Origin of the sequence: Achromobacter sp. JUb104 (assembly GCF_024806975.1) — a bacterium.
GTDB classification, from domain to species: domain Bacteria; phylum Pseudomonadota; class Gammaproteobacteria; order Burkholderiales; family Burkholderiaceae_B; genus Achromobacter; species Achromobacter spanius.
In genome coordinates, this window is the sequence record NZ_JANUEY010000003.1 from 950166 (window position 1) to 964191 (window position 14026).

General features: G+C 67.0%; 8 protein-coding genes. All 8 read right to left on the reverse strand.

Going from position 1 to position 14026, the window contains the following annotated elements; genetic code table 11:
- Position 1: 1 nt before the first annotated feature.
- Positions 2 to 649: an OmpA family protein gene (locus tag M2361_RS24800; RefSeq protein ID WP_100853044.1), complete on the reverse strand. Its 648-nt coding sequence runs from the start codon at positions 647 to 649 to the stop codon at positions 2 to 4.
- A gap of 162 nt (positions 650 to 811) precedes the next feature.
- A complete protein-coding gene (locus M2361_RS24805) occupies positions 812 to 1420 on the reverse strand; it encodes a hypothetical protein (protein ID WP_259252450.1) in 609 nt (202 codons plus the stop codon).
- Between the two features lie 12 nt (positions 1421 to 1432).
- Positions 1433 to 4597 carry a T6SS effector BTH_I2691 family protein gene (locus M2361_RS24810; RefSeq protein WP_259252451.1) on the reverse strand — a complete coding sequence of 1055 codons (3165 nt, stop codon included), beginning with the start codon at positions 4595 to 4597 and terminating at the stop codon, positions 1433 to 1435.
- Positions 4594 to 5604, reverse strand: a complete 1011-nt coding sequence (locus M2361_RS24815; protein ID WP_259252452.1) for a DUF4123 domain-containing protein — start codon at positions 5602 to 5604, stop codon at positions 4594 to 4596. The genes M2361_RS24810 and M2361_RS24815 overlap by 4 nt, the downstream gene beginning before the upstream one ends.
- Positions 5601 to 8330, reverse strand: coding sequence for a type VI secretion system Vgr family protein (locus M2361_RS24820; protein WP_259252453.1), 2730 nt, complete (start codon positions 8328 to 8330; stop codon positions 5601 to 5603). Before M2361_RS24820 ends, M2361_RS24815 begins: the two co-directional genes overlap by 4 nt.
- Positions 8331 to 8346: 16 nt before the next feature.
- The gene (gene tssH, locus M2361_RS24825; protein ID WP_259252454.1) at positions 8347 to 11061 is read right to left on the reverse strand and encodes a type VI secretion system ATPase TssH; all 2715 of its coding nucleotides are present in this window, start codon (positions 11059 to 11061) and stop codon (positions 8347 to 8349) included.
- Between the two features lie 22 nt (positions 11062 to 11083).
- Positions 11084 to 12175, reverse strand: a complete 1092-nt coding sequence (tssG, locus tag M2361_RS24830; protein ID WP_259252455.1) for a type VI secretion system baseplate subunit TssG — start codon at positions 12173 to 12175, stop codon at positions 11084 to 11086.
- The gene (tssF, locus tag M2361_RS24835; protein WP_259252456.1) at positions 12139 to 13977 is read right to left on the reverse strand and encodes a type VI secretion system baseplate subunit TssF; all 1839 of its coding nucleotides are present in this window, start codon (positions 13975 to 13977) and stop codon (positions 12139 to 12141) included. The genes tssG and tssF overlap by 37 nt, the downstream gene beginning before the upstream one ends.
- Between the last annotated feature and the right edge of the window lie 49 nt (positions 13978 to 14026).

The following is a 14026-nucleotide window of genomic DNA, read 5'->3' on the forward strand; positions in this document are numbered from 1 at the left end:
CTTATTGCTTGACGGCGTACAAGTAGATTTCCACGCGCCGGTTCAGCGCGCGCCCTTCGGCGGTGGCATTGTCGCCGATGGGATCGTTTGGCCCACGCCCTTCCGTGCTCATGCGGCCGGCGGCCACGCCCTGCTTGGCCAGGTAGTCCGTCACGCTCTTGGCGCGGTTGACCGACAGCGTCTGGTTATGCGCCAGCGCGCCGGTGCTGTCCGTGTGGCCAACAACCTTGGCGCGCAATTCGGGATGCTGGTTGAGCGAACGCCCCACGCTGTCCAGCACCGGCAGCAAGGCCGGCTTCAACTGCGTCTTGTCCGTATCGAACGACACGCCGCTGGGGATGTTGACCTTCAGGCTGCCATCGGGCATTTCGACGACATCGATGCCCAAGGACGATGCGCCCGATTGCTGTACGTCTTCCTTGACGACCTTCCAGTTGTAGCCCACGAGGCCACCCGCCACGGCGCCGATGCCGGCGCCGATGGCCGCGCCCTTGCCGTGCCCGATCAGCGCGCCGATACCGGCGCCCACCGCCGCCCCCGCGCCCGTTCCCACGGCGGTATTGGTTTGCTGTTGCGTGGCGCAACCGGCCAGCAAGGCCCCGGCCGCCGCAACCACCGCCATCCGGTTGAGCATTGTTCTTGAGTTCATGGCAACCTCCACGATTCCTACGTGCGCCGGGTCATTCCGGCGTAGTCCATGCTAGCAAGGGCATGCGGCGCGACCCGCAACATTTTGTACTGGCGGCGGGCGGCACGCCTCCTGGGTTCAGCCCGCAGGGCCACGTCACGCAGAGGCACACCCCGCGGCGGTTCAGCCGCGCCTGCCGACCAGCATCGCCAAGCCGAACAACGCGCCCAGTCCGCCCACGATCGCCAGCGAGATCGACGGCTCGCGCATGTTCAGCGCCATCGCCGCCGCCGCGACGCCCAGCCCGGTGATGAGCGCGCCCACCAGACGGCCGCCAGTGGATCCATAGAAATGGGTGCGGCGCGCGGACTCGGTGCCGGCGGGCTGGCGCTGTTGCCAGGCGTTCAACGCCTGTTCGAATTCGCGCAGCAAGCGCTCGCGGCTGGGCAGATCCACCGCGCTGACCAGCAGCGTCGGCAGGCCCGGGCGGATCAGTTTCAGGTAGTCGTCCGTACCCCAGCTTTTCAGGTCGGCAAAGGCAATCGGCCCCCGCCGTGAAAACTCCAGGCCATCGGGCGTGACCTTGACAGCATTGCGGGTAGGAAAGCCCTTGAACGCCACCAGCGGCGGCACCAGCAGGCCCAACACCGCCAGCACGATGGCCAGCACGATCGGCCCCCGGTTGAACACCACCAGCATGAAGCTGCCGGCCGCCAAGGCAAAGGCCAGGGGCACCGACAGTTGATGCCAGCGCGTGTAGACGGCCGCCTGGATGCCTTCGTTGCTATTCATGCTTGGACCTTGTCAATTTTCCGCTCTTACAAGATTGGTGCCGTTGCCGCCCACCGGCAGCGATCGGACTTCCGGCATGCGTTCCGGATCCGGCCAGAATTCCACCTTGAGAAACGCTTCGGTGAAGATATCGTCATCAACCAGGACCTCGGTGCGCAACACCGCGTAGCCATTATGAACTTGGAACTGCACCGAATCTTCCCACGGCTTGCTGGTGAATTCGATGGACTGGCTGCGGTCCTTGCGTACCCAGCGCCAGATGTCGGCCCACCCGGGGCGCGAGCTCAGGCTGTTCACATAGTCGTCCGCCTTGTCCATCCACGTCTTGGGGTCGGGCCGGCCGGCCACCATCTGCGCTTGCGACGGGCCGCGCGGTTGCAGCTCCGGGTCCTGCGCGCGCACCGAGCCCTTGCTGGACACCACGGCGGTAACGCCCGCCCCGCCCAGCTTGAGGCTGTAGGCGTAGTCGCTGCTTTGGGTGTAGCCGGGCATGATCACTTCCAGCACCAGCCGGTCGCGGCCCAGGACTTCCCCGCTCCAGAAGCCATACCATTGCAGCGACACACGCACGCCGAACACCGCGCGGTTGAAGTCGTCCAGTTCGTCCTCGCGCGTCGCGTAGACCTCGCGGCCCTCCACGCCTTCGAACTCTTCGGCCCGCATGCAGCAGCGCGTATACCAGACCTCAAGCTCGCTTTCGGTGGCGCTGTCGCCCCAGAACTTGAAGTACAGGCCGGCCACCAGCAGGCACAGCCCCAACGCGATCCACCCCCACACCGGAATGCCCAGCAGCACCGTGCCGCCGCTGGTCAGGCCCACCATCGCGCCGCCGAAGCCGCCCGCGCCCGCCGCCACGCCCGCCGTGCTGAACGCGCCGCCCACCGCGATGACAGCGGTGGCCACCCCGGTCAGGCTGGACATCAACAGGAAGGCGGACGACGTTGCATAGGCGCCGCCCGCTTCGTAGTTGTGGACGTCGTACTGGTCTTTGGCGTTGAGCGCGTTGTTGGCGCTGTCGACGAAGGTCGCGGCAGTGGCGAACACCGCGCCCGCCGTGCGGAAGGTGGCCAGCCGCATATTCAGCCGCAGGTTCATCGTGAACGCGGTGTTCGCGCCCACGCGCGCGCCGATCGCGCCGGTGGTGACTTCAATCGCCACGCTGCCCACCCCCAGCACGCCGGTGGTGATGCCGAACCAGGCCTTGCGTTCCTTCTTCGCATCCTGGACAGCTTGCGCCGCATTCAGCTCCGACACCGATGTATAGATGGCCACCAGCGCCATCACGCCCGTGGCGCCCGCATACGAGGCGTCGCGCGACTTGGCGTATTTGATCAGCCCCGCCATGGGCGACATGGTCGGCGCCGGCAAGGCCAGCACCGGCGGCGGCGCGGGCAGGCCCAAGGGCGGCGATGCGCCCGCCCCGGGTCGTGGGCGCGTCGTGGATGCGGCATTCGTTGAAGCCGCATTCGTTGAAGCCGCATTCATCTGCGCGTCCACTTCCTCCGGAATCACGTAGTTGATCGTGACCGATCGCGACGCCTCGGACTGCGTGCCCATCCACCCCGCGTTCATGTGCTGGGTCGCGCTGACGCCGCCCCCCGCCGTAATCGTCATGGACCGGTTGTTGGGCTCCCAGATGATCTCGTGCATGTCCGCGATCATGCGCGGCACCGTGGTCGTGTGGCTGCGCACCACCAGAACGGTATTCATGCGCGCCGCCATCGTCATGGACACGCGCGCGGCAACCCGTTCCGCGATCGGGTCGCGCGCCAGCGTCAGCCGCAGCAATTGGGTCGCCATGAAGCGGCCGATCGCGGTCGTGGCCGCCCGGCTTGGCGTCGGCAAGCCCTTTGCCCGGCGATCCTTCAGCCAGTCGTTGTAGCTCTTGATCATCTTGCGGACGTTGGAGATCTGCTTGGACAGCTTGCCGCGCGCCTCCTTTTGCAGGAAGGCCAGCAGTTCGCCGTCGTTCGAGGCCAGCCCGCGCCAGATCGCTTCATACAACCCGTCCTTGTCGTCTTCCTTCAAGGAATCATCGATGGCCTTGTGCTCGCTGTGCACCGCGCCCGCGCCGTCCACGCACAGCGCAAGGTCTTCCTCCAGCCGCTGGCCCGCCACGGCGTCATTGGGCGAATACGCCTTCAACGTCATCCAGAAGGCCTCGCGGCCGTACCACCACGCCCAGTCCTTGCCCGCCCCTTCGATCAGGTCCTTCATGCGGTCGACGCTGGCGCGGTTGTCGCTGATGGTCCTGGAGACCTTGCTCATGTTGATGCGTTCGTGCATCCGCCGGATCTCATCGCCGGACGAGTCCATCTGCTTTTCCAGGCCCAGGATGATCTGCGCCACGCCCACTTCGCGCAGCCGCGTCGGGTCCATGTGGTGCTCGGCCAGTTCGCCCATGCGCTTGTTGCGCCACGTCGAAATGTCGGCCAGCAAGCCCACCGGGTCGCGCAGCGCCAGCACCACGCCGCCCTTGGGCGTCATCTGCCGCATCTTGGTCGCCATCTCGGCGGCCTTTCCGCCGAAGGTGGTCACGCCCGGGCTCAAGGTGTTGTTGAACAAGGTGGCGGCGCCGGCCGCATCGCGAAACTCGATGGAATGCGCGGCCAGGTTGGCCCCGTCTTCGGTCACGCGGTAGCCGGTATCCGGCTTGGGATGCCCGCCGCCCCAGACGTCGCGCGCATCAAGTTCAACCATGATCTTGCCGCGCCAACGATCGTCGCGCGTCAGCTCGCGGCGGATGTCACGGGTCCACCACACGCGCGAATAGCCGACCCACACCGAGCGCGATGCATTGGCCGGCGCCTCGACGTTGATCAAGGCCGATTCCAGGCCGTGGCCTTCTCGCGTGCAGGTAAACGTGGGCTGCTCCGACGGACGGTTGTCGTCGTCCACCGGCACTTCCTTCATCTGGCCCGTGGCGGTGGCCGCGAAGGCGCGCCACCCGTAGCTGCGGCGCGGGTCCCACACGTACACATAACCCGCCGTGATGGCGCGCAGCATGTAGGCGCCCTGGCGCATGGTTTCGTAGTGCAGTTCGGCGTCCGCGTACACGCCGTTGGGCAGATCGTTCCGGCCGCCCGGCACATACGCCACCCGCATCGGCAGGATCGGCAAACCCGGCCGGCCGCAAAACTTGCCCTTGCAGGGAAGCGCGTCGTAGTCAGTCGTCATGCTTGTCGATCCTCCCGTGCCTGCGCCTGCCGCGCAAACAACCGCCAATCCTCGTCATCCATGTCTTCGGCCGCGTTGCGCAAGCGGCCGCCCTCTTCTTGAATCTCGCGCAGCAGCGCGGCAAACGACGGCGCGCGTTCCAGCGGCGCGTCCAGGCGCACGCGCCAGGCCGCGAACAGCGCCGCGTCTTCGTCGTCGTTGATGCCGCAGGCGCTGGCCACATCCAGCGCGCGACGTATCGGCTCCAGCGCCGACGGGCCGTAGTCCAACCCGCCCGCGTTCAACCGTTGCAGCACCGCGTTCACCTGGCCCAAGCGCGCCAGCCGTGGCCAGTCCGGCGTGGCCGTCTGCATGGGGCCGGGCGTGTCCGGCAGCGCCTGCCAGCGCGCAAAGCCGTCGATGCACATCCACGCCGCGCCCGCAATCCACGACGCGGGCGCGCAGCCCGCATACAGCTCGCTTTGAAACTGCGTCGTGCGCGGATCCCAGAACCGCAGGATGCGCATGCGCCCCTGCGCGTCGCGCAGCCGCGCGCGCAGGATCAGGCGCTGCGCCACTTCCGCCAGCGGCAGGTCGGTGGCCAGCCACGCCGACATCGACCGCGCTCGCTTGACCGCGGGCGCGGGGCGCATGGCTTCTTCCACCGCCAGCCGGATGCTGGCGTTGACCAACCGTTCGTACCGGATCTCGTCGGGTACCTCGGCCAGATACAAGGGCGGCGCGGACGCGCCCTGCGATATCAAGTCAACCGCGCGCCGCGCCAGGCCCGCCGTGGCGATCTCGTCAGCCAAGGGGTCGGCCAGCGTGGAATCGCACAGCAGCAGCACGCGGCGGCTGGCGCGCGCGTCCAGCACCGCGCGCAAGCCGGCAATGGCGTGTTCGACGGCGGCCTCCGCGCGCGTCGACCGGGACGCGGCGACCGCTTGTGCCGGGTCCTTCGGGTGCGTCGGATGCGTCGGGCGAGCCGGGTCCGTCGGATGCACCGGGTGCGTCGGGTCTATCCTCATGCCGCCAGCGCTCCGCTGCCGGCCGCGTCTTCCAGCGCCGCGGCGCAGCCTTCCAAATCACCCTGCGGCGGCTGCGCCGGACCGGCGCCGCTTTGCGGCCCCACCCAGCTGTGCACGCCCGCCTTCAGCTCCACCTTGCCCGGCGCGTGCAACTGGATGCCGCCGCCTTCGACGCGCAGGTAAGCGCCCGCCGCCGTGGCCAAGACCTTCTTCGATGCGTTCACATCCACCGCGCCCTGCGCCGACACCAGCGTCACCGCCTTTTCGGCGGCCAGGCGCATGCGCGCCTTCTGGCTCTGCAAGCGCAACTTGCCGCCCGCCGCGTGCAAGCGGATGCCTTGCTCTTCTACCGCGCGCCCGCTGCCGCCCAGGCCCTTGGTGAACAGCACCACGCCTTGCGCGACACAGATCGCCAGGTTCGCGCCCGCCGCCCAATTCACGTCCGGGGCCACCTGGCACAAGGTCGCGCCCGCCACGGTGTAGGCGTTGTGCGGCGTGTACTGGCCGATGCCCTTGGGCGCGCTGACCTGTATGTGCGGCAGCGTGTAAGCGGGTACCGCCGAGGCTTCCGCACCCTGGGTTGCAGCGCCCTGGGTTTCAGCCTCCTTCATGCCTTCAATCACCTTGCGCACGGTCTCCAACTCATTGACCGCCCGCGTCTTGTCCCCATCGCCGGACAAGCCCGCCTCCTGACGGCCCGCCGAGGCGGACAGCTCGGCCGCTTGCTCGATGGCCTTTTCCATTTGCTGGATGGCTTCTTCGCTGTCCAGCAGGCCGCCTGTCGCGCCTTCGCGCTTGTCGGCGCTGATCAGCAAGCCCTCGCCCGCGCGCAGCGCCAGCGCTTCGCTGGTCGCCAGTTCCGCGCCATGACCCAGGTCTGACAAGCGTTCGTTGTCGCGCTGCTGCTTCAGGTGCCCCAGGTTCAGCCGCGCCTCGGCCTGGGTGGTCGACGCGGTCAGGCGCGACTGGCCCGGCGTATCGTCCTGCACCAGTTGGTTGTAGCCGCCCATGCCTCGGCCGCTTTCGGCCAGAGCCTGCGTCTTGAAGCCCGACATCACCACGTTGTGCGCGTGCCCGTCCTGCGTGCCGGCGAACCACGCCGGCGCGTTGCCGGTGGCCTTGGCCGCGCCGCCCTGCACCTGGTTGTTGGCGGCATTCTCCGTGCCCGCACCGTTGTACAAGGCGCCCACCACCACCGGGCGGTCGATATCACCATGCAAGAACTGCACCAGTACCTCTTGGCCCAGGCGCGGGATGAAGTGCCCACCCCAATCCGACCCGGCTACCGGTTCGGCCACGCGCACCCAGGTGCCCAGCGCGTCCGACGCGGGCGCGTTGTCATCCCCGGCGGGATGCGCCTGCCGATTGCTGGACGCGCTGCCCCGCTGCCAATGAAACTGGATCTTCACGCGGTGGTCGCGATCGGTGTGAACGGGGTCGGCCGCGCCCACCACCAGCGCGGTCTGCGCGCCGTGCACCGTGGGCCGCGGATGCAGCCGCGCCCCGTGGCCGTCCCGCGTGCTGGGCCGATATTCCAGCGTGGCGGCAATCGCCTCGAAGCGGTTGCGATAGAACTCCGTATCGCCATCCTCTTGCGTACCGGCGGCGCCCAACGCCTGGGCCACCGCCCGCCCCAGGTCTTCATCGAAGTTGTTGCGCGCCTCGTGCTGCATGCGCATCACCACGAAATCGCCGCCTTCACCTTGCGACGGCGCCCAATGGCCGGTCAGGGTAAAGCGTTGGCCCGGCGCAAGCGTACGCACCGTGCCGTCGCCTTCGTACAAGGACTGGCCCACGCGCTGCGCGGCCAACGCATTGTGGGCCAGGCGCTCGCCCTGCCCGCTGTCTTCAAACAAGTATTGGCCGGGATAGTCCGAGTCGGCCAATTCCAGCGTGTTCGGCATCTTGTCATCGACCTGCGCGCTGGCCTGGCGGGCCTGCATGGCGCGATAGTCCCAAGTGGCGATGCGCACCGCGTTCGTGCGCCAGGCGCGCCGCTTGCGCCAGCCCTGGATGGTGTCCTCGCTTTCGGTGGCATCGGCACGCTGAAACTTCACGCTGGCTTGCGGGCCGTTCTTGAAGGCGCCGTTGTGGTCGGCGATGACGACGGTATGGGTGCCCGGCTCGCCGTCGCCCGCTTCATGCTCCACCCAGTAAAACAGCCCCTCTTCGGCCAGCAGCCGCTCGACGAAGGCGTAGTCGGTTTCGCGATACTGGATAGTCAGGCTGCGCTTGGCGTAGCCGTCGCGGTCTTTCAGTTCCCAACGCCATTGCGGCGCCACGGCGCCCTGGCCGTTGTAGTCGCCAAAGACGCGGTCAACGATGTCGATTACGGACAGGTCCTGAAAGGCAAAGCTGTCGCGCCGCTGGCGCAGCAGCGCCAGCCACGGCTCGATGCGCAGCCGATAGCGCGCAAAGCCGCCGTTGGCGCCTTCAAAGCGGGCCTCGGAAACCAGCCCGCACCACACCCGGGGTTCATCCCGGCCCAGGGCCGTCTGCAAGGCGACCTGCACCGGCTGGCCGATCAGCGACTTCAGCGGTATATGCGCGTCATCGGACAGCGCATCCACGTGCAAGGTGTAGCCGCCGTCGCTCAACTGCTCGGTGGCGTGCAGCCGTTCGGCCAGCAGCTTGTCCTGGCCCAACGGCGTGCTCAGGTCGAGCAAACGATCGGCCTGCGTGAAGCCGGCACCCAACAGGCTGGCGGCGGCAAGTTCAAGGGCCATGTCGACGTCTCCCGGCTCAGCTCATGCGAAAACGGAAATCGCCATTCTTGCCCGCGCCCACGCGGATCTTGGCGATGGCTTCGCCCTGAGCCATGCGGCCCAGCACCTGCTCGGCAATCTCGGGCAGCAGCGATCCATTCAGAATGTGGTCCACGTTGCGCGCCCCGGTGTCCACCTCGGTACAGCGCGCCAGCACGGCTTCCACCAGCGCGTCGTCCCACTCGAACACCGCGCGGTGCGTGGCCTGCACGCGGCGCGCGATGCGGCCGAGCTTCAAGCCGATGATGTGCGCCAGCGCGTCGTCATCCACCGGGAAGTAGGGAATGGTCTTCATGCGTCCCAGGAACGCGGGCTTGAACGCCTTGTACAACTGCGGCGCCAGCAGTTCCGACAACTGTTCCGGCGTCGGGCGCTCTTCAGCGGGCTTGTTCAGGCAGGCCTGCATGATCGTGCTGGACCCCACGTTGGACGTCAGGATGATGAGCGTGTTGCGGAAGTCGATCTCGCGGCCTTCGGCGTCGTCCATCACGCCCTTGTCGAACACCTGGAAGAACATTTCCAGCACGTCCGGGTGGGCTTTTTCAATTTCATCCAGCAGCACCACGCTGTAGGGCTGGCGCCGCACGGCTTCGGTCAGCACACCGCCTTCGCCATACCCCACGTAGCCCGGCGGCGAACCCTTCAAGCCCGAGATGCTGTGCGCTTCCTGGTACTCGCTCATGTTGATGGTGATCAGCTTGCGTTCGCCGCCGTACAGAATGTCGGCCAGGGCCAGCGCCGTCTCGGTCTTGCCCACGCCCGACGGCCCTACGAACAGGAACACGCCCTTGGGCTTGTCCGGGTCTTCCAGGCCGGCGCGCGCCGTGCGCACGCGTTGTGCGATGGCGTGCAGCGCGTGGTCTTGCCCGATCACGCGCTCGGCCAGCATCGGCTGCAATTGCAGTACGGTGCGGATCTCATCGTTGACCATGCGGCCCAAGGGAATACCGGTCCAGGCCGAAATGATCTCCGCCACGATCTGCCCGTCCACGCAGGCGGGCACCAGCGGCTGTTCGCCTTGCAGCGCACGCAGCTCATCCATCAGGCCGGCCAGGCGCTGCTGTTCCGGCGTCAGGGCGGGCTTTGCGGCCTTGCGGCGTGAGGTTGTAGATGCCGGGGCCGGGGCGGCGGCATCGGCATCAGCGGCAGACGCATCCTGCCCCTGCGCTTCCAGCTCGGCGCGCAGCGCATGGATCCGTTCGACCAGGCCCGTCTCCGCCACATGGCGCGCTTCGGCGTCCGCCAAGCTCTGTTCCACCGTGGCGATCTCGGCATCCAGTTCCGTCAAACGCGCTTGCGGTGCGCCGGTGGCGGCTTCGCGGCGCAGCGCCGCCTGTTCGGTGCGCAAGCGCGTCAGGCGATGGCGCGCATCGTCAATCAACGCGGGCGTGGCGCTACGGCCCAGCGCCACTCTGGCGCAAGCCGTGTCCAACACGCTGACCGCCTTGTCGGGCAACTGCCGCCCCGTGATATAGCGGTGCGACAAGCGGGCCGCCGCGCTGATGGCCTCGTCCAGAATGCGCACGCCAAAATGCCGCTCCATCAGCGGCGCTATGCCGCGCAGCATCGAGGCGGCCAGCGCTTCGTCGGGCTCTTCCACCTTCACGACCTGAAAGCGCCGGGCCAATGCCGCATCTTTCTCAAAATACTTCTTGTATTCGCTCCAGGTGGTGGCGGCGATGGTGCGCAGTTCGCCGCGCGCCAACGCGGGCTTGAGCAGGTTGGCGGCATCGTTCTGGCCCGCCTGCCCGCCGGCCCCGATCATGGTGTGAGCCTCATCGATGAACAGAATGATGGGCGACGGGCTCTTCTTTACCTCGTCGATCACGTTCTTCAGCCGGTTCTCGAATTCACCCTTGACGCTGGCGCCGGCCTGCAACAAGCCCATGTCCAGCACGCGCAGCGTCACGTCCGCCAGCGCGGGCGGCACATCGCCCGCCACGATGCGCAGCGCCAAGCCTTCCACCACGGCGGTCTTGCCCACGCCGGCTTCGCCGGTCAGGATGGGGTTGTTCTGCCGCCGCCGCGTCAGGATGTCGATCATCTGGCGGATCTCGGCATCGCGTCCGATCACCGGGTCAATCTTGCCGTCGCGCGCGCGCTCGGTCAGGTTGGCCGTGTACTGATCCAGCGCGGGCGACGGCGACAAGGCGGGCGCGGGCTGGCCGTCATCCCCCTGGGGCGACGCCGCGTCGGCAAAGCCCACCGCCTGCCCTGCCTCTTCCGAGCCTTCGGTCAACGCGGCGAAGTCATGCTTCAACGCATCCAGGCGGAACGATTCGAACAACGACGAGCCCCGGCGCGCCAACTGCGCCAAGTCTGGCTCGGTCAGCAAGGCCAGCAGCAGGTGCCCCGAGCGGATGCGCGTCGTCTGCGTGTCCAGCGAGGCAATCAGCCAGGCATGCTCGAACAGCTTGGGCAGGTGCGCGGAGAACACCGGCGTGCGCGTGTTGCCGTTCTTGAAGCGGCCGATTTCCGCCTTCAGGTCCGCTTCCAACGCATCGGTGTGAATGTGGCAACGCCGCGCAATGATGCTCACGTCGCTGGCGGGCTTTTCCAGCAGCGCCAGGAACAGGTGTTCCAGGTCCACCTCGTAATGGCCTTGCGCCATGCACAGGCTGGCGGCGCGCTCGGCGGCCTGGCGGCAGGTTTGGTTCAACTTCCCAATCAAGGTCTTCAGCGGTGTGGCCATGAGTTTGTTCTTGGTCTGTGGATCAGTGGATCGTGTGGAGTTCGTAGCTGGCGTCGTCGCGGTCGGCCGTGGCGGGTTCGGTGCTCAGGAATGAATTCCAGCCCAGCCGCACATCGCCGCCTTCGCCCAGGCGGCTGGGGCCGATGGCCTCGCGCGCCAGCACCAGCCGCACTTCGTATTCAAAGGTCATGCCGCCAAACATCGTCAGCAGCTTTTCAAGCGCCTGGGCGCGTTCGCCGCCCGGCAGGAAATCGGCAAAGGCCTGGCGCGACAAGGGGCCTATCCACAAGCGGATGCGCAGGTCCCGCTGCCAGATACGGTCACCCGCCAGCGCCGACACGCCCAGCACGGCGCCGGGTTTTCCCAACTGCGTGCGGTTCTGCGGGGGCACGTCATACCAGCGGCCCACGAACTGCTCAACGCGCAAGGGCACGCCGAAGTAGTCCTGCAACACCCGCTGCAAGAAGGGGGCAGACACCGGCCGTTGCCGGGCGGCGGCCGCGTAGTGCGCCACCGACTCGTCAAAGATGCGGCCCGCGCCATTGTGCAAGCGGTCGCGCAGCGCGGGATGGCCGATGCCGCCCAGCGCCAGCAGCAGCGGCAGGTAGTGGTGGTCTTGCTCGGTTTCATGCCGCAAGGGCATGCGGTACTTCTTCCAGGCCGCGTAGAACAGCGCGGCGGCCCGGTTCGAAAAAATATCGAAAAAGGCGCGGGCGCCACGGTCGCGCCGCAGGCTTTCCCGGTTGGCCAGCATTTCGGAATAGTGCAGCGGCAAGGCGCCCTGCGCGCCCAGCAGTCCGAAGAACGCCGGCGTCAGGTCCACGCGGCCCAGCCGCCCTTCGGCCACCGCCGCCTGGCGCGACGCTTCGTCGGCCAGCACCTCGCCGTTCTTGTCGTAGGCCACGGCGTCCACGATTTCGCTGGGCGGAAACCCCAGCCCGGGCGAATTTGGAAACCGCAAATGCACCGGCACCGTATGGCGCGTGCCGCCGCGTTCCTGGCGCGCAAAGCACTGCTCCAGCAGACGCACCGCCTGGAAAAACTTGAAGCGCTGCGGCTCTGCCAGCAGCGCGTCCATCACGCTAGTATGGCGTCGCCGTTGCATGGGGGGCATCGTAGTAATTCCTCTGCGCCACGGCGCGACAGCACCACCAACTGCACAAAGCTGTTGGCGTGCACATACAGGCCGAAGAAGCGGTTGATGACGGCCACGAAGGTGTGCAGGCTGGTGCCCACGAAGTGGTCTTCGTTGACCGTGAGCCGGATTTCAATGCCGCGCACGAAGGTGGCGAAAGGTTCGCCCGGCATCCAGTGCGTGGCCGGCTTGTAGTCCAATCCGACCAGCCCTTCGATCTGGCGCGCGGCCACCGCCGAGCCCGACAGGTCGTACAGGCGCAGCGTTTCTTTCAAGGCGGGCAAGCCGCTTTGCACCAGCGACAAATGGTTCAGCGCCAGATGCGAGATCAAGCGCCAATGCGCCGCGCGCCCCTGTTGAAAGCGATGGGTGTGGGTGGGGCGACGCAGCATGCGGATGGCGCGCGCCACGGTGCCGCCTTCCATGAACAGGTCGCCGCCTGATTGGCCCACCGCAATTTGGGACGGCAGGTCGCGGTTGGTGCAGGTCAGGTCCAGGCTCAAGGTTTCGGTTTGCGGAATCGACGGATCGAAATCGATGTCCACAATGGATATCTCGGTTTCATAGCCGGGGCTGCGCTGCGCCATCGCGGCATCGCGGCGCATCGTCCAATAGTGCCCGGCGGATTCCGGCGATTCGCCATGATGCAGCGAATAGAAGGGGCGGAAGTCCACCACCGCGTCGCCTTGGGCGTTTTGCCGCACCTGGCGCACGCGGTCGATGGAATAGACCTCGTAGCCATAGGCGCGCCGCGCATCCGCCACCACCGGGTACGAGGCGGAAGCGTGCGTCACCCGGATCGGGTCGGCGCGCTGCGCAAACAGATTCACCACCGGCGTGCAGCCCAGCCGCAGGTTGTCGGCCGTGATGGATTCCAAGAGGCGCGCCGTGTTGGAATCAGCGCGCAGGCCCGCCACCGGCAGATGCAGCGTGAATTGGCGCACGGTACCCAGGTAGGGGCGCAGCGCGGCCAGGTCGATATCGACGAAATTGAATTTCTCGGAGAAAACAAAGTACTCGGCCAGCAGCCGATAGGCCGGATGCGAGCTGGCCGGAAAATCAATCAGCGCGTCTTCTTCCGCCAAGCCCACCTGGGCCAACGGAATCTCGGGCAGCCGGTCCCAGCGGCCGGGTTGCAGCTCGACATAGGCCGCCGCCGTGCGCAGGAACAAGGCGTCGCGCAGCGCCGCCACGAACGAGGGCTCGCCGTGCAGGTACACGCGCAGCTTGTCCAACCCCGGCATGCCGAAATGCTGGTTTTCACCCTGGCAGCCCAGCGTGACGGTGAAGCGGCCCGTGACGCCAGCCGGCAGCTTGGCCGTGGCCGGCGCATTCGCGCTGGAGAAAAACCCCGCGCGCAGAACCTCGATGGGCGCCAGCGTCACGTCGTAGGCCGTGCGAAAGCGGCAAGACACGCCGCGCACCGGATGCGATTTCAATTCGGTGCCGCGCGCGATGCGCACCGCCGCGGACAACTGCGCGCCCGCGCCGCCCAGGTCAAACTGCGCCACGCTGCATGACGGAAATGGCCGCAGGTAATGCGGGTACATCACCTCGAACAGCGCTTCGGTGAATTCGGGGTAATCGTCGTCCAGCTTCTTGTTGATGCGGGCGCTCAACAAGGCGAACGATTCGATCATGCGTTCAACGTGCGGGTCTTCGCAGGTTTCGCCCGACAAGCCCAGCCGCGCGGCAATCTTCGGATAGCGCTCGGCGAAGTCGCGCGACGAGGTTCGCAAAAACCCTAGTTCGCGCTCGTAATAAGGCAGCAATTCTTCCATTGTTGTCTTCCCTTCCAGCGCGCAAGGTGCATCCGCACGACAAATTTAT

Coding starts and splice junctions, on each gene's coding strand:
- M2361_RS24820 (WP_259252453.1), bottom strand. CDS start 8,330: ATGGCCCTTGAACTTGCCGCCGCCAGCCTGTTGGGTGCCGGCTTCACG.
- M2361_RS24800 (WP_100853044.1), bottom strand. CDS start 649: ATGAACTCAAGAACAATGCTCAACCGGATGGCGGTGGTTGCGGCGGCC.
- M2361_RS24810 (WP_259252451.1), bottom strand. CDS start 4,597: ATGACGACTGACTACGACGCGCTTCCCTGCAAGGGCAAGTTTTGCGGC.
- M2361_RS24805 (WP_259252450.1), bottom strand. CDS start 1,420: ATGAATAGCAACGAAGGCATCCAGGCGGCCGTCTACACGCGCTGGCAT.
- M2361_RS24815 (WP_259252452.1), bottom strand. CDS start 5,604: ATGAGGATAGACCCGACGCACCCGGTGCATCCGACGGACCCGGCTCGC.
- tssH (WP_259252454.1), bottom strand. CDS start 11,061: ATGGCCACACCGCTGAAGACCTTGATTGGGAAGTTGAACCAAACCTGC.
- tssG (WP_259252455.1), bottom strand. CDS start 12,175: ATGCCCCCCATGCAACGGCGACGCCATACTAGCGTGATGGACGCGCTG.
- tssF (WP_259252456.1), bottom strand. CDS start 13,977: ATGGAAGAATTGCTGCCTTATTACGAGCGCGAACTAGGGTTTTTGCGA.